Annotated in this window: 13 protein-coding genes and 2 pseudogenes; 12 read left to right on the top strand and 3 right to left on the bottom strand. The window is 42.3% G+C overall.

What is annotated here, in order from left to right:
* Positions 1–428: 428 nt before the first annotated feature.
* The 3 genes and pseudogenes from H8S75_RS21545 to H8S75_RS21540 all read right to left on the bottom strand — a co-directional run.
* Positions 429–929, bottom strand: a pseudogene (locus tag H8S75_RS21545) (transposase); the annotation flags it as partial.
* A 423-nt stretch (positions 930–1,352) separates the two neighbouring features.
* Positions 1,353–1,475, bottom strand: a complete 123-nt coding sequence (locus H8S75_RS33405) for a DUF6809 family protein (protein ID WP_330615962.1) — start codon at positions 1,473–1,475, stop codon at positions 1,353–1,355.
* 808 nt (positions 1,476–2,283) lie between these two features.
* Positions 2,284–3,518, bottom strand: a pseudogene (locus tag H8S75_RS21540) (transposase); the annotation flags it as partial.
* A 173-nt stretch (positions 3,519–3,691) separates the two neighbouring features.
* Between H8S75_RS21540 and H8S75_RS21535 the strand changes: the two are divergent.
* The 12 genes from H8S75_RS21535 (at position 3,692) to H8S75_RS21480 (ending at position 16,531) form a co-directional block, all read left to right on the top strand.
* Positions 3,692–4,531, top strand: coding sequence for a tyrosine-type recombinase/integrase (locus H8S75_RS21535; RefSeq protein ID WP_187023308.1), 840 nt, complete (start codon positions 3,692–3,694; stop codon positions 4,529–4,531).
* Between the two features lie 1,269 nt (positions 4,532–5,800).
* The gene (locus tag H8S75_RS21530) at positions 5,801–7,504 is read left to right on the top strand and encodes a methyl-accepting chemotaxis protein (RefSeq protein ID WP_187023307.1); all 1,704 of its coding nucleotides are present in this window, start codon (positions 5,801–5,803) and stop codon (positions 7,502–7,504) included.
* Positions 7,505–7,679: 175 nt separating this feature from the next.
* Complete coding sequence (locus H8S75_RS21525; RefSeq protein ID WP_002570087.1) at positions 7,680–8,234, top strand: V4R domain-containing protein; 555 nt, start codon at positions 7,680–7,682, stop codon at positions 8,232–8,234.
* Positions 8,227–9,447, top strand: a complete 1,221-nt coding sequence (locus tag H8S75_RS21520) for a sensor domain-containing diguanylate cyclase (RefSeq protein WP_021641553.1) — start codon at positions 8,227–8,229, stop codon at positions 9,445–9,447. The genes H8S75_RS21525 and H8S75_RS21520 overlap by 8 nt, the downstream gene beginning before the upstream one ends.
* An 88-nt stretch (positions 9,448–9,535) precedes the next feature.
* Positions 9,536–9,928 carry a flagellar basal body rod protein FlgB gene (gene flgB / locus H8S75_RS21515; protein WP_002570085.1) on the top strand — a complete coding sequence of 131 codons (393 nt, stop codon included), beginning with the start codon at positions 9,536–9,538 and terminating at the stop codon, positions 9,926–9,928.
* A 20-nt stretch (positions 9,929–9,948) separates the two neighbouring features.
* On the top strand, positions 9,949–10,266 hold the full coding sequence (gene fliE, locus H8S75_RS21510; protein ID WP_187023306.1) for a flagellar hook-basal body complex protein FliE: 318 nt from the start codon (positions 9,949–9,951) through the stop codon (positions 10,264–10,266).
* 36 nt (positions 10,267–10,302) lie between these two features.
* A complete protein-coding gene (gene fliF / locus H8S75_RS21505; protein ID WP_187023305.1) occupies positions 10,303–11,880 on the top strand; it encodes a flagellar basal-body MS-ring/collar protein FliF in 1,578 nt (525 codons plus the stop codon).
* Positions 11,880–12,890 carry a flagellar motor switch protein FliG gene (gene fliG / locus H8S75_RS21500; protein WP_187023304.1) on the top strand — a complete coding sequence of 337 codons (1,011 nt, stop codon included), beginning with the start codon at positions 11,880–11,882 and terminating at the stop codon, positions 12,888–12,890. Before fliF ends, fliG begins: the two co-directional genes overlap by 1 nt.
* The gene (locus H8S75_RS33400) at positions 12,865–13,614 is read left to right on the top strand and encodes a FliH/SctL family protein (protein WP_187023303.1); all 750 of its coding nucleotides are present in this window, start codon (positions 12,865–12,867) and stop codon (positions 13,612–13,614) included. Before fliG ends, H8S75_RS33400 begins: the two co-directional genes overlap by 26 nt.
* A 13-nt stretch (positions 13,615–13,627) precedes the next feature.
* On the top strand, positions 13,628–14,932 hold the full coding sequence (locus H8S75_RS21490) for a FliI/YscN family ATPase (RefSeq protein ID WP_002570080.1): 1,305 nt from the start codon (positions 13,628–13,630) through the stop codon (positions 14,930–14,932).
* A 16-nt stretch (positions 14,933–14,948) separates the two neighbouring features.
* Positions 14,949–15,398, top strand: coding sequence for a flagellar export protein FliJ (gene fliJ / locus H8S75_RS21485; protein WP_002570079.1), 450 nt, complete (start codon positions 14,949–14,951; stop codon positions 15,396–15,398).
* A gap of 20 nt (positions 15,399–15,418) precedes the next feature.
* Positions 15,419–16,531 (top strand): hypothetical protein, encoded by a 1,113-nt coding sequence (locus tag H8S75_RS21480; RefSeq protein WP_187023302.1) that lies wholly within the window; start codon positions 15,419–15,421, stop codon positions 16,529–16,531.

Below are 16,531 nucleotides of genomic sequence, written 5' to 3'. Positions count from 1 at the left end.
TACATTGTTGTACGGGTTAAGGGATTTATCCCCTTTCCTTGTTCTGATAATGACAATTCTTTGTCTGATTGCACATATTTTTTCCATTCCTCTAAAGTTATCACTTTCCCTATCCGTTCGACATATATGTCCATACAATCTCCTCCTTTTTGTATTCTACCACAATTCCGAGAGCGTGGAAATAGTGAGTTTTCCGGGCTGATTTCCGACTTTATGGATATACGGGGCTGGCGGTCATTTAGGTGTAGACTTATCTTAGTTCATCGGTGAACAGCACCTTGAAAATCAAATGACCGTCCGAAAAGGAATATCCTGGCATGGGAAGCACCGCAACGAGCCACTTCGGGACAAAATCGAGGTGTTGACAAAGCCCCAAGAAATTCGATCTAAGGGTGAAATGGGGGGATAAGAAAGTTGGAAAATGCCTTTGGCGTGTATAACTCAATGCCCAGATCCTCCAGCGTCTGGCAAATCAAACTGGCGCCATACGCGCTGTCCCCGCCGGTTTTCTTGATGTTCAGTCCCAAGTGATTGCGCATATACTCGATGTGCTTCACCAAGCCATTTTCAATGCATTGCTCCAAAATCCGCTCAAACAACCGACGGAATAGGGCTTCTCCCCGAAATCGCCGTCTTCTGTTTTGAGAGATGGTGGAATGATCCGGGACACGCTCATCCATATCCAGCCCCAAAAACCAGCGGTAGGCCATATTCACCTGGATTTCCTGCTCGATTCGGCGTTCCGAGGGGATGCCATAGAGAAATCCAATAAGCAAATATTTCACCAGAACCACAGGATCCACACTCGGCCGTCCATTGTTTGGGCAGTAGCCGTTCTTGGTTTCCTCATAAATAAATGTAAAGTCAACCAGCTGGTCCAGCCTGCGTAAGAAGTGTTTTTCCGGTACCAGATTTTCAATTGTTACCATGTGAAACTTGATTTACTTGTTTTCCATTCTCGTTATCATACGCTAAACCACCAGCCTTTCTTATCCCTATTTTATCACACTCGGACAGTTTTCTATAGGCTTTGTCAACACCTCGAACTTGGCCCGAAGCTACAATTTTAACTATGATATAGTATTCTGTTCTTTGGATAAGGCCGGGGGGATGGGGGCAGAGCCACCATAGGAACCAATCGGCAGAAAGAAACCAGCGGAACCGGTTTTGCCGTATAATGGACGGGACGACAAACAGGAAACAGTTTTTATCCTGTTCCCCGTTGTCGGCGCGGCCAATGTATGGCAAAAATCCAGGCAGTCAAGGGTTTAAGGGTGGAGATTTTCGGAGCATAGCGTAGAAAATACTACCCGGCCCTTGACTGCCTGGATAGGTGAAGCGGAGGCAGTGTGTCAAACTTCCGGCCCGTCCTCGCCTTTCAGAATTTCCAGCATGAGCGAAGCACCCAGCTTAAAACCACATAAGAAATTTTCATAGCCATACATGGAAGAGGTTTCTACATACATTTCTCCCAATGCCTCTCTGAAATTTTAGCCATGAGTAAAACTCCACATATACTGTATTTATGCGGGGGTTAAAAATGAGTGGGACGGAGTTACCCATGACTACACCAAGTTTTGTATAAAGAGGTACTGCTTCCAAAGCACGCATCGGCAGAGTTTGAGGACAGAAAATTGTTTGGCCATTCATTAGCACCTGATTTTAGATATTTTACTTGTCTACTTGACAAGGGACATACCATGGCAAGGTGCTATTTTTAAGTTTAGGTTTCATTTATCTGGAAATCTATACCACCTCTTCCATAAACCAACTATTTCTTCCAATTTATAGAAAGAGTAAAATAAAGCCAATCGTGAATGACTAACAAAGCCTGATATACCGATTGCTCCATCATTATCACAGCTTAAGCAACATGATGGATAAGTCCTTACTGGCTGTAGGGGATATTAACCATAAATATATTGTTAGGTAATTGTGAAACGTGGTGAACCATCCATTCCGCCAGAGCAGCACGAATGGCACGCATAAACTTTATGCAATGGCAGAATTTTGCGTACAACAATGAGACGGCTGGAAATACCCGTCAATCAGCGAATATAAAATTGGTACACTCAGGCAATCAGCGGTCTCAGACTACGAAGGTACTCATGTTTACGAATTTTGTCTGCTACTATTACCGTTACAAGCTGTGCAATACCTGAAAGCAGCAAGTCTGCATGAAGCGTTTTCACATTTTGTATTTTACGTCCCGCAACACAAAACTGTCTTAGAAATAGTTGATAGATTTTTAACATACACCCTGATCTTGTAAGTGCTGTCTCAATCTGCGGTATCTCTGACGGTTCCGGGATAGGCGCGGAGGTTCTTCTCGGGATACACATAGATTATGCGGCCGTAGGAAGAAGAGGTGTAGGGATTACCACAGTGGCAGCCCCGGCGTTTGGTTTTGGTTTCTTTGTTGTATTCCCATTTCATTTTGGGACATACGTACTTTATCGTAGGCAATCCACAGCGCAAATGCGTTTTGCCGCCTTCCCTGCGCATCAGCGGGGAAGAGTTGTTTGGACAGAAAGGGATCCCTTCTTCATTTACGGAGTAATCAATCCCTTCGATTTTGAGCTTGTTTTTCAAGGGAATATATGCCTGATTAAAAGGCGCTACCTGCAAAAGGTATTTATAGATTTCAATGGAATCAAAAGCGGCATCGCCCAGAAAGGCTTTTGGGTGAATGATGGGATGCTTTTCAAAGAAATCTTTCAGGACAGGAATTAAAGCTTTTGAACCTGCAAGGCTTTTATCCTCATCCGGATAATCCAACTTTTTCGCTATCACGATATCCGGGTGTGCGGTGAGCAAGTCTTTACTGTAAAAGCTGATATCACGTACAATGCCAAGCCCGTTGGTTACGATACCAAACTTATAGGCATAATAGAAATGTCCATTGATGTACATCTATTGAATCGCAGGATTCGCAGCAGCATGGGAAGGCACAGAACTGTAGGCGGCTTTATAAGGGTCATAAGAATTATCCAGACCTTTTGCTTTTTTTAAAGCTTTGAGCTGTTTGGTGAGCGGACTTGGGATTATTTTCCTTGACCCGGGCTTCGATTCCGGAGGTTCAAAGAGGAGCATAGAAGCTTTGGAGGTATCTATGTTTTGGCGGATTGGTTCGGTCCGATCAACGAGATGATCGGCATCAATTGTAAGTCCAATAAAAAATCCTGCTTGAAGCGGTTGAATTTAGAAGCATCAGGGACTACATCAAAGCCACAGGACTCACGGAGTTCCTGAGAGTATTTAAGAAATATAATCAAAAGAGAAACGGTGGGAAATGAAAAGATGCGCTGTAATAACAGAGCCCAGAGCATGAGATAGAGCTAATGCTTGCGTGGTCTGCCGGTGGAAGCGTGGAAATGAGAAATAAAGGACACCGGGACAATTTCATCAGGGTTAATGGTCTGTGAGAGAAGCTCAAGAAACCCATATTTATCGTTGTCGAATTTATTTTGGCAATCGTTAAAAATATCTGCCAAAGAAAGCTGTTTGTATGGTATCATTAATGTAGCAACTCCTTTCAGGTGGATGGTTGATTGTTTCTGGACAATTCAATTTTACCATAAACCAGTGAGGAGTTGTTTTATTATTGCAAAGAAAAAACACCGCAATTATGCGGGTTTTGACGTTTCGCAAACGCCTAATAAATATATTGTAGTAGAAAGGAGTCATGACTATGCGGCACATTAATATAGTAGACTTACAACGATACCGACAAGAACTGACCGAGGCCGAAAAGAGCCTTGCCACTATCGAAAAATATATCCGGGACATCAAAACTTTCATGCACTGGCTGGGAGATGACAAAGATATCACCAAGGACCGGGTGATTCAATATAAAGAATACTTAAAGACGAAATACAAAGTCTCCAGTATCAACAGCATGCTGGTTGCGATTAATCGCTTCTTCCAATACTTGGGCTGGAACGAATGCTGCGTGAAAGGCCTAAAATCCCAGCAGCAGATGTTCACGTCCGAATCTCGCGAGCTAAAGCAGCATGAATATGAAAAACTGATTGAAACTGCCCGGCGGAAAAAGAAAGAGCAGCTGGCCCTAATCATAGAAACCATCACCGGAACTGGCATAAGGATCAGTGAACTGGTGTATATCACCGCGGAGGCCGTCACTCAGGGAAGAGCAGAAGTCTCCTGTAAGGGAAAATGGCGCCAGATCTATCTGACCAAGGAACTGCGGAAACGCCTGATGAAATACTGCAGACAGAAAGAAATCAAAGCTGGGCCGGTATTTTGTTCCAGGCATAAAAATCCGTTAGACCGCAGCAATATCTGGAGCATGATGAAGAAGCTCAGCAAAGAAGCCGGAGTAGATCCGGGCAAGGTGTTTCCGCACAATCTGCGCCACCTGTTTGCGCGCACTTATTATAAGAAGCATAAGGATATCTTTTACCTGGCAGATATCCTGGGACACGCCAGTGTGAATACCACCAGAATCTACACCAGAACAGCCGGCGCGAACCATATCCGGATGCTGGAAGGATTGAAACTGGTAATCTAAACTGCAAAGAAGGAAAATGCAAACCTGGAAACAGCAACACAGAGACAGATATACTGATACAGAGAAACACAAGAAAAGCAGAATCTAAAAAAACCACATAATATTGATTATGTTACATAAGCCTTCTTATTTTGTGATTATATCATTGCATTCGATAAATTACAACTATAACTGGCAAAAAATGGCGAGAAACGCCACCTAGGCCGGTAAATAACAAGACTTACCGGCCTTTTTTCTGTTACTTTTGAGATGGTTTAGAGGTAGCATCTATTACAACGTTATTGTTTAATACTCCATATAAGGAAATTATATAACTATAAAACACGACAGAAATCACAAAGTTATAACATAATCAATATTATGTTGTTTAGATTGAGAGGGGGCTAAGTGTTTGAGCAATTGCAACATGGGGGGCATTTTCAAAATTTATCAATATTGGTATAAAGACCTCTTATTCGAGGTTAAATTCCTTATCGTCAGTCAGTATCATCCAGATGACTCCGGCAAGCTGCCATCATGGTATCACAATAGGCCTTGAAAGCAGTGTTGTTTTTTACAATATTATGAAGTTGCATTCATAAGTGCATAATGCAGTACTTTGGATCTGCGTTTAGACATGTAGGTGCGTGTAGTCTGATGGTACACAGGCGGAGCTAAGCCAACAAATACAAGCAGCTTACCAGAGTGTCAGGCCACTCAATCTGGACAATGGAGTGAGTTATCAGAATAGATAGAGTACTATCGTTAACACCGAAAGACTTCTGTGCGAGAACTTCTAATTCTTTCGTCTGCTTTTTGGTAAAGTACCTATGAGAGTTCACCTTGAGTAGATGAGTCATGTGCATGGAAGAAATTCCTTTCAGTGTAAGCGCTTCTTTTAGGAGTACATAGACAGATTTCTGATGCAGAGTGGACTTGAAAAAGTACCGCAGTTTAGGGAAAAATTTGGTCAAGGTAAGAAGGCAGTTGTATTTTTAAACAGGTACGCTGCTTCACGGTTTTCTGGCAAAATACCCAAGATGTTTGAGAACAAACGGTTCAAGGTTATAAAACGTGACAAACCTGAAGGAATTCTGCATTATGAAAGTTTTAATAATAATGTATGTGTCGACTTGCCGGTCTTAGTCTTGTAGATGTTGTTTTTACATTGCAAATGTCTTAATAGAATTAGACACACACATGGTAGTAATTGGCAACAAGGTATCGAACAAATTGTCGCCATAGTGTAACAAATGCCTAAATATCTAAATATAAAAGGAGACAAAAGATATGTTTGAAAGAATGAAGTTGAAGCCATATTTGATTACTGTGTTTTCTGTGATTATTGTTTTAGCTGCAGTTATTACATTGGTGGGTACTGTTGGACTCCTAAAAACAAAGGATAGTATGCAAGTATTCATGGATAAAACATTAGATACAGAATTGGCTGTTAAAACCTGCAGAATAGAATCCAATATTGCAGCACGCGATTTGCGCGAAATGGTTATTACTGATAACCCAAAGGATTATGAAGGATTAAAAGAACGTATTGAGGAAAGTATTGAGACAATACACGAGCAGATTTCTATATTAAAGGAAGCACATGGGGAAACAGACGGTTTGGCAAAAAAATACGAAGATGCTTTCCAGAATTGGTTTAATGTTGCGGTGAAGGTTATTGATGAAGTGGAAAAAAGGGATAAAGAGGCTGCCAAAGATGTTATTCTAAATGAATGCTCACCGGCTTTAAGCGGTTTGGCTGAAATAGCTAAGGAGATTGAGGTGCGAATAGGTAAGGAACGGGCAGCATCAGAAAATTATGTACAAAAACTAATCATGAGCTTTATTGCGAGTTGTGTCGTTTTACTTATTTTACTGCTCTTTATTGGCTTATATTGTCAAATGAAGGTGACTAAAAATATAACTGGAGTAACTAATAAAGTTAAGGAAGCTGTGCTTGGACTGTCTAAAGGTGACTTGAAGGCCAGAATTGAATATGAAGCAAGGAACGAGTTTGGTGAATTAGCTGAACGCATGAACTTTTCTTTTCAAGAACTAGCAAAATATGTTGATGCCATAGACTATGGCATGAGCGAGTTCTCCAAGGGGAATTTTACTTGTGAATGCCCGATGGATTTTCTTGGAGATTTTGCCAATATCCAAAAATCAATCGGACATTTTCAGGCTAAAATGAATAACACATTATTGGAATTGAATACCGCTTCTGCTCAAGTGAGTGTAGGGGCTAGCCAGGTGGCTGATGGCGCTCAGGCCCTGGCTCAAGGTGCAACAGAGCAGGCAAGCAGTGTTGAGGAACTATCTGCAACAATTGCAGATATATCTCATCAGATTTCTCAGACCGCTGAATATTCAGAAAAAGCCAATGTGTTAGGAAAACAGGCGGGAACGGTTGTTCAAAAAAGCCAAGTGGAAATGAAGCAGATGATGACAGCAATCAAAGATATCGCTTCAGCTTCTGAAAGTATACAAAAAATCATTAAGGCAATTGATGATATTGCTTTTCAAACAAATATTCTTGCATTAAATGCAGCGGTAGAAGCTGCTCGCGCGGGAAATGCTGGCAAGGGGTTTGCGGTAGTGGCAGACGAAGTGCGGAATCTCGCGCAAAAATCTGCGGAAGCTGCTAAAGATACCACGGAACTAATTGAAAACTCCTTGCAGTATGTATCATATGGAGAGCAGTTGGCATCGAGTACAAATGCAGCTTTTGAAGAAGTGGCAAAGCATGCAGAGGATATTTTGGGAATGGTTTCCAAAATTGCGCAGGCATCAAGTGAACAGTCATTATCCATTTCTCAAATTTCTCAAGGCGTGGATCAGATATCTTCAGTGGTGCAGATGAATTCTGCAACATCGGAGGAAAGTGCTGCGGCTAGTGAAGAACTTAGCGGGCAGGCCAGTGTGATGAAATCGTTGATTGAGCAGTTTAAATTATCCCGTGTCACAAAACCTATTTCTGGTTCTGATATATGAATGGGAAATTAATAGTAAAATCATTTTGTATTATATGCTCGAGAAATATATCATGAAATAATGATTTTGTTGTGATACCACTATATCTGGAAAAAAATTAGATGTCAAAAATCAGGGTATTCTGGCGGCATTTGGCCTAGGAATCCCTGATTGTCAGTAATAAAAGGAGAAAAAAATGTTCAGATTGTTTGATGCAGAAGATGAAAATAAATTCACGTGGGAATCCATAGGTGATGTTATTGATGGCAGAAAAAATCTAGGAGAAGAAATGCCCGTATATGTATACCGACTATTTCAATTTACGATTAAAGATGAACTGGTCAAACGCTTTGGGAAAGAGGTTACCATTGACATTTTCAGAAATGCAGGTGAACTGGCGGGAAGAGAATTTGCAAACCATCTTCTTAACTTAGAGTTGTCGTTTAATGAATTTATTGCCCACTTGCAAGGGGTTCTGGAAGAAAGTAAAATTGGCATTTTGCGTATTGAGAAATTTGATATGGATACTGGTGAAGCCGTTCTGACTGTTGGAGAGGATTTGGATTGCTCCGGTTTGCCTATTACAGGGGAGACGGTTTGCAATTATGATGAGGGCTTTTTGGCAGGGATTTTAAAGGTTTATACAAAAAAGGAATATGTGGTTACTGAAGTGGATTGCTGGGCTACGGGGTCTCGCGTGTGCCGCTTTGAAGCGAGTGTAAAGAATCTAGGTGAATTAAGCATTGAATAAAGAAGATATTAATTTGCTTGTGGAACAAGTCAGGCAAATCATATTGAATAAACCGATAAAGGAAGAGTTAAAGAGTGAATCTGAAGAATTGGCTGAATTACAGGAAGCCGTACTTTATCTATCGGGTTTGTTATCTGAATCAAATGAATTTTTAAGACATTTGCAGGCAGGAGAACTTGATGTGAAACCGCCTGGTCGACATAATTTTATGGCTGCTAATCTAAAGGAACTTCATTCTGCGCTCAAACATTTAACGTGGCAGGCGAATCAAATTGCTAATGGCGATTACAGCCAAAAGGTCGATTTTTTAGGAGATTTTTCGGCATCATTTAACTCTATGATACATCAGCTTGCGGAGCGGGAGGCAAAATTAAAGCATCAGTCCGTTGAACTTTCGGATATGGTTGAGTTAATAAAATCTATAATGGATGGACTGAAAGATTGGATTGTTGTGATTGATAGTGAAAGCAAGGAGGTTATTTATACCAACCAATCCGCAAATCAGTTGTTTTATGATATGGAGATAGAAAAATATACTTGTGGAAACAAATGTGAACTGATTGAGCAATTAAGGAAACAAAGTCAAGACTGTAAGGTTTCAATTTTTGAATATACTTGTCCCAGGAGCATGAAAATACTGCGTGTAAAGTCTTTTGGCATTAAATGGAATAACAAAGCGGCTTGTGTACATTATATCCAAGATGTAACTGATGAGTGTAAATATCATGAGCAAGTGGAAGAAATGGCATATACGGATGAGCTTACAGGGCTATATAACAGAAGATATTGCATGAAGCAACTAGAACGACAATTGTCGCAAAAGAATGAATTTTCGTTTTGTATGATAGATTTAGATGGACTTAAATATGCCAATGATAACTATGGGCATGCTTCTGGAGATCGGTATCTTAAAACGGTAGCTAATGAGATGCTGAAAATATCGCGTACAACGGATATTGTTTGCAGAATTGGCGGTGACGAGTTTGCGATACTATTTCTTAATTGTGCATCGGATATAGCCCTAAAAAAAATGAAGCAGGCAAACCTAAGTATAGAAAGCCTATCCGAAGGATTTTCGATGTCAATTAGTTATGGAGTCCTCCACATTGAAGCGGGGATGAATATTTCGCCGGAAACTATTTTGATGTGGGCTGATAAAAAGATGTATGCTTTGAAAAACACCAAAAAGCATTCAAAGAGCCATGGCCGATGATATGGTTTGCGTGCCAGCAGTGGAGTGGGGATAGTTCCGTTAACATTCTGTCTGTCGCAATGAATAGTAGTGTAAATAGGTTGAAGAGATGGGGGACAATAAATTGGACTTTTTTGGGAATTCTATATCGTTGTCTGGCCGCGTGCTGGATTATCTTTGGCAGAAAAATGGAATGATTGCTGCTAATATAGCTAATAACGACACTCCGGGTTATAAAAGCCGCTATATGACATTTGAGGATGTCTTAAAAAGAAATCTCGAGCAGGTGAGAGGCGGTAGGTCTTCAGACATAAGGAAGGCAATAGAAAATACGAGAGGGGTCATACATACTACAGAGCAGGAAAGTGTCAGGCTTGATGGCAATAACGTCCAGATTGAAGCTGAGTATCTAGAGCAGGCCCGCGTCCAGCTTCAGTACGAATATCAGCTGAAGCTGCTGAATAGTGAATTGTCCCAGCTTAGGATGGCAATTAAAGGATAACCGGGAAGGATTGAACAGGAATGGAAGGATTAAATAATGGATTTATTCAATGGATGAGGCCGCTGAATCGACTTGAGGATTTTGAACTAGATAAACGGGAACCGAATCAATCGAAGGAAGCGAGATTCATTGATATTTTTCGAAATGCATGGAATAATGCCGGGGAGGCAAGAAGCGATTATGCGGGGGAACAGTACGCCTTATCTGTGGGGGAAACGGATGACCCGCATAACCTTATGATTGCCGCTAATAAGGCAGAACTATCGGTGGAACTATTGGTTCAGCTGCGAAATAAAGCGCTGGAATCGTATGACCAGCTTATAAAGATAGGGTTTTAACATGCTGCCCGTAGAAAGGTCAGAGGATTTGGACAGATGAAGCAACTGGACAGAATGAAAGATTTCTTTAAAAATCTATCAGGAAGAACAAAAAAAATTATTGCTATAACGGTGTCGGGGCTGCTGATTCTTTCGGCGGCCCTGGCAATGGCGCTTAATAATACTGATTATGCGGTACTGTTTTCTGGCGTGAATGAAGAGGAGGCCAAGGAAGTTATGGCTAAACTTCAGGATATGGAAGTGCCTTATCATTATAATCAACAGGGGAGTGTTCTTGTTCCGAAGGATTCGGTGGATAAGACAAGAGGAATGCTGGCAGTTGATGGCTATCCCAAAAGTGGTTTTTCCTATGACGTGTTTACAGAGCATGCGGGCATGATGTCTACAGAATCGGAGAAGGAGACCTACAAGCTTTATCAGCTTCAGGAACGGATTGGCTCTACCATCCGTACGCTTGACGGTGTAAAAAGTGCTGTTGTTACCATAAGTCAGGCCAAGGATAGTAAGTACATATTGAACACGGACAATACAAAGAGAGCATCGGCCTATGTTGTAGTACATATGTATGATGGCGGTTCCCCTTCTCGAGAACAGGCGGAGGCGATACAGAGACTGGTAGCAAAAGCGGTTCCAGATATGGAATTGGGGGATGTCGCAGTCTTGGATGGAAACGGCGTGGATGTATCCGCCGTGAAGGATAGTGATTCGGAAACTGTTGATGGGAATAAGAAGTTGGAGTATGAAAGCCGGGAAGAGGCAAAACTCCGGAATAATATACTGAATGTCTTGGAAGGGATTTATGGCCGTGGTAATGTTAATGTTTCTGTTAAGTGCACAGCAGATATGCAGAGGATCCTTTCTGAGGAACTGAGTTATAGCGCCCCGGATACACAGAATAATTCAGGTTACATCAGCCGGCAGACCTTAAGCTCCGAGGGGAATGGCCAGCAAGCAGGTGCTGCTGGCATACCTGGTACACAGTCTAATACCAATGTGACCCAATATAATGCTGGACAAGGTACTACTGCCGATTTCTATAGCAGTAATTCAGAGACAACATATGAACTGAATCAGAAAAAGGTTCAGGGACAGAATGACAGTGGTGCAATCTCTGATGTTAGCGTCGCAATAAGTATTAATCAGAAAGCAGTTATCGGAGGAGGGCCAGGTACTGCCCAACTGGTAGCGTTGGTGGCCAGAGCGGCAGGAATTGCCCCAGAATTGCAGAATGAGAAAATATCTATTGTTATGGCGGATTTTTATAATAATGCAAATACCCTTGAGGTTGCGGTATCAGTTTCGCCAACGGAGGTTGAGGCGGATAGGATGAGGTATCTGCCGTTTGTTCTGGGAGGAATCCTGCTGTTGTTGCTTCTTCTGATTTTTTTCAGTGTAATGGGCATCAAGAAACGGAATAAAAAGAAGCTTTTAGCAGAGTTAGAGGCAGAAATTCCGCTGGGATCTCCGGCGGAGGAAGAGGCACCGGAAGAGGAAATCTTAACAATAGATAAAGGAAGCCGAATTAAAAGTCAAATTCAAGGTTTTGCAGAGGATAATCCGGAGATATCCGCTGCACTGCTGCGTAGTTGGGTGAGATCGGAGGAGGGTAATTGATGAGTGACGGTAAATTAACTCCTTTGCAAAAAGCTGCTGCAGTTATTGTTTGCCTAGGAGCGGAACGCGCTTCGATGATTTACAAATATCTAGAACAGTCAGATATAGAAAAGTTGACCATAGAGGTGGCGAAGCTGGGGCATATGGAATCTGAGGAGGCGGAGGGGGTACTAGATGAGTTTTACAAGCTGTGCCTGACTCAAAAAGTGGTAACAGACGGTGGGTTAGAATATGCCAGAACGGTTTTGGAAAAGGCATTTGGCGAGGCAACCGCAGCAAGCCTTTTGTCCAAGGTTTCCAAATCTTTGCAAAACCGTGCATTTAGTTTTTTAAGGAAAAATGACATCAAGAGTCTGGTACCTGTACTTTCCAGAGAACGTCCTCAAACAATAGCATTGGTGCTTTCTTATATGGAGCCGGATTTGGCAGCTGCAATCATTGATGTTTTGCCTGAAAAGAAGAAAATGTCAGTTTTTGAGAAGATTGCCAAGATGGATCGCATCTCTCCGGAAGCTGTGAAAATTGTGGAAGAGGAAATAAAAAAGATGTTTTCAAGTCTATATACTGCTGACTTTACTACGATTGGTGGTATTGATTATGCTGCTGAGCTGATGAATAATGTGGAGCGAAGCAGTGAAAAACTTATTTTTGCAGAATTAAATAAGCATGATGCAGAGCTGGCCGATATGATTCGTAGGAAGATGTTTGTATTTGAGGATTTGGCAACTCTGGATAATCGTTCCTTGCAGAAGGTAATCAGAAATTGCGATAACAAGGATCTTGTATACGCGCTTAAGGGAATCAGTGATAAGAATCTATTTAATTTAATCTTGTCTAATATGTCAAAGCGTATGGCGGAAGGAGTGCTTTCCGACTTGGAGATTACTACCAATGTGCGTGTAAGGGATGTGGAAGAGGCCCAACAGCGTGTTGTCAATATAGTCAGAAACTTAGAGGAGCAGGGAGAACTTGTAATCAGCAAGAGTGGAAAGGACGAGATCATTGTCTAAGGTTATTAAATACGGGGAGCGGGAAGCAAGTCCATATATATATCCGAGGGATAAACAGCTTGTTGGGTGGAAGAAGGCAGACAGACTGGAAGAATCGGAAAAGATTGAAGATACATATGCGGAGGAATGTATTGTCCAGGCAGTAGAGCAGTCAGAGAAGATTCTTAATACTGCCAGGAAAGAAGGGCAGCTTTTAAAAGAGGAGTACCAGAGAAAGGGATATGCTCAAGGGTATCTAGAGGGAAAAGAGGATGGATTTGACCAGGCTAAGAAGGAACACTTGGAACTTTTTGAAAAGGACAGGGAAGAAGCAAGAAAACTCCTGGAAAGCTGTATTGAAGGGATGGAGCAGAAAAAAAAAGAATTACTGGAAAAGTATCTGGATGAACTTAAGAATATAGCGGTTGCGATAGCGGAAAAGGTCATTAGGGTCAGCCTGCGCACGAGTGGCGAGACGATGAAACATATGATTGCATCAGCTGCAGGAGAACTTGAGAAGAAGGAATGGGCTAAGGTATATGTATCAAAATATGACATGGATGTGATGATAGAGGGTGATGTGGAATTCTTAAATACACTTTCTGATCTTTCCTCCAATGTGAAAATTATAAAAATGGAAAATGAGGAGCAGGGAACCTGTATCCTGGAACTTCCAGATGAAATAGTCGATTTAAGCGTGAATACTCAGATGGCTAACATCAGGGAGCTTCTTGATAATGCATAGAGGAGATGTGTTTATGCAGTTTAGAGATTTGCCAGGATTGATTCGTAAATCAGAGACTATCAGCAGGATTGGTAAAATAGAGAATGTGGAAGGGATGCTGCTGGAGGCATCAGGCGGAAGGACTAGTATCGGTGAGATATACATGATATATGATGAGAGGGAAAATCGCCATATTCCTGCGGAGGTAATAGGATTTAAACAGAATAAAATCCAGATGATGTCGTATGAAGATACTAATGGTATATCCTCAGGAAGTATTGTGAGGAGCACAAAGAAGCGGTTAAAAATCCCGGTTGGTGATTTCCTGAAAGGCCGTGTCATTGATGCCATGGGGAGACCTATTTTTGGGGAGAGGTTCTCGGATTCCCAATTTTGTTATGTGGAAAATACTTACACGAATCCTTTGAAACGTCCGCCTATTACGGAACGTCTTGACTTTGGGGTGAAGGCTATTGATGGGTTGCTTACCATAGGTAAAGGGCAGCGAATTGGAATATTTGCCGGTAGTGGAGTGGGAAAGAGTACTCTTTTGGGTATGATTGCTAAGAACTCTACGGCGGATATTAATGTCATAGCCTTAGTGGGGGAACGTGGAAGGGAAGTTAGGGAGTTCATAGAGAGGGATTTGGGGGAAGAGGGAAGACAACGCTCAGTTGTTGTAGTTGCTACTTCGGATGAATCCTCCATGATGCGAATGAAATGCCCGATGGTGGCAACAACCATTGCTGAGTACTTTCGGAATCAGGGAAAGGATGTGCTTCTCATGATGGATTCCTTAACACGTTTTGCCATGGCTAAACGTGAAATCGGACTTTCCCTGGGAGAGCCGCCTGTGGCAAGAGGATATACCCCTTCTATATATACAGAATTCCCAAAACTATTGGAACGGAGCGGGCGGTTTAAAGAAGGTTCTATCACTGGTGTATATACTGTTCTGGTGGAAGGTGATGACACAAATGAACCTATTGCTGATACGGTTAGGGGGATTTTGGACGGTCATATTGTCTTAACCAGGAAATTGGCAAATGAGAACCATTTCCCGGCAATTGATATCAATGCCAGTATATCCAGGCTGATGTCCAGTGTGGCTTCTGAACGGCAGAAGGAACTGGCTTCGGGGATCCGGGATATTTTAAGCACATATTCTAAAAATGAGGATTTAATCTCCATAGGGGCATATAAAATGGGGACGAGTCAGAAAGTTGATCAGGCAATAAGCAGGATAGATAGAGTAAACGCGTTCCTGATGCAGGGCGTGAATGAAAGCTTTACACATGATGAGGTTGTGTCAGAGATGGAAAAAATCTTGAGTGACTGATAGGAGAGAAGTGGTTATGCGGAGATTTCATTTTCAATTAGAAAAGGTTTTGGACTATAAGAGCCAGATTCTGGACAACCTGGTGGGGGAAGAAGCGGCCATCATGGCAAAAATCAGGGAAAAAGAAGAGATATTAGCCGGATTAGATAAGGAATACGAGGATTGTTGCAAAATTCTCAATGAGAAGCAGAAGAACGGAATGGATGCCATGAGCATGCATATCTATGAGAATTATTTAGATACGTTAGGATTCCGAATCCGAAATGCCAGGCAGGACTTAGAACTGCTTCAGCGACAGGAAGAGATAAAACGGCAACAGCTGCTGGAGGTAAAAAAAGAAAGCACATCCCTGGAAAAATTGAAGGGGCGCAGACTGGAGGAATACCAGATTGGCTTCCAGAAGCAGATGGAAAAGGAAATTGAGGAGTACATCTCTAATAATCGTAAGGCTTTGGTTCGTATATAGCATGGACAGGAGGCAGGAAGATGAATGCGGGAGTGAATGCGGCTGTCATGCAGCCGACAAGAAAAATAGCAGTTACTGATAAAAGAAAAAAGGAAGATGAAGGGAGCGTATTCTATGAACTTTTAGAACTAGGGGCTTGTATGAACCCCTTCTTAGTGGATGGACAACAGGATGCGGCAGACATGGGAGGGAGGACAGGTCTTTCCGCTGTCCTTACCAGTATAGACGGAGAAACGTTTGAATATTCAGGAAAAAAAGGGCCTCCTGTTTGGGGAGGAGAAGAATGGATTTCCCGTTCAATCAGGGAGAAAAGTAGCGGAAAGGCTGGATTTTTGGCTCAATCTTCATCGGAAAGGGAAACTGTTATTAGGGAGAGAGGGGGAAATGGTCCGGGCCAAGGAATGGGGGAAGAATTCAGCATCCGTTTCCGGGGAGAGAGTGGAGTAACGATGAATGCTGGATTTGGCCTGGATCCTTCAATCGGTAAGGTGGATGGATGGACGGCACTGGCTCCCGCAGGAAACATTCAGGGACAAGAAACATCCTCCAAAGCAGGACAAAAGTCAGGGGACTATATGAGTGACCATGCGCCGGAAGGAAAAAAGGCAGGAGAGGAGGAAGGCGGGCTGATGCTCTCCTCATCAAGAGAAGCCTATCATATACCGACTTCTAATGAGCCAGTAAAAATCAGGGTAGCCCAGCCATATCATGAATACAAACCAGAGTTTTCGAGAGCGCTGTCGAACCACATTGCGAATGGGCTGTCGAATAGTGGGAGGACTCTGGAGATTCAATTGGAACCGGAGACCTTGGGAAATATCCTTATTAAGTTTCGGACAGGCAAGGAAGGGACCCGCGTTGAATTGTGCTGTGCCAGTGAAAAAACGGCCTTGTTGCTGGAAAAGAATGTATCGGAGATTGGAAGGCTTATCAAATACTACACGGAGACTCCTGTTTCCATAGATATCAGACAGGAGGAGGCATCATTGCTTTCCTGGAACCGAGATCAGGGGCATTCCGGGGGACGGAATCCTGAAAATGGAAATGGGAAAAAGAAGCAGGATGGCGGGGGCAGAAACAATGAAGCAGCTGATTTTATTGAGAAGCTGAGACTTGGCTTGGAGGAACTATAA

Origin of the sequence: Hungatella hominis (assembly GCF_014288005.1) — a bacterium.
Classification (GTDB): domain Bacteria; phylum Bacillota; class Clostridia; order Lachnospirales; family Lachnospiraceae; genus Hungatella; species Hungatella effluvii.
The sequence above is the reverse complement of the archived record's forward strand: the minus strand, read 5'-3'. Positions and strand labels throughout refer to the sequence as shown.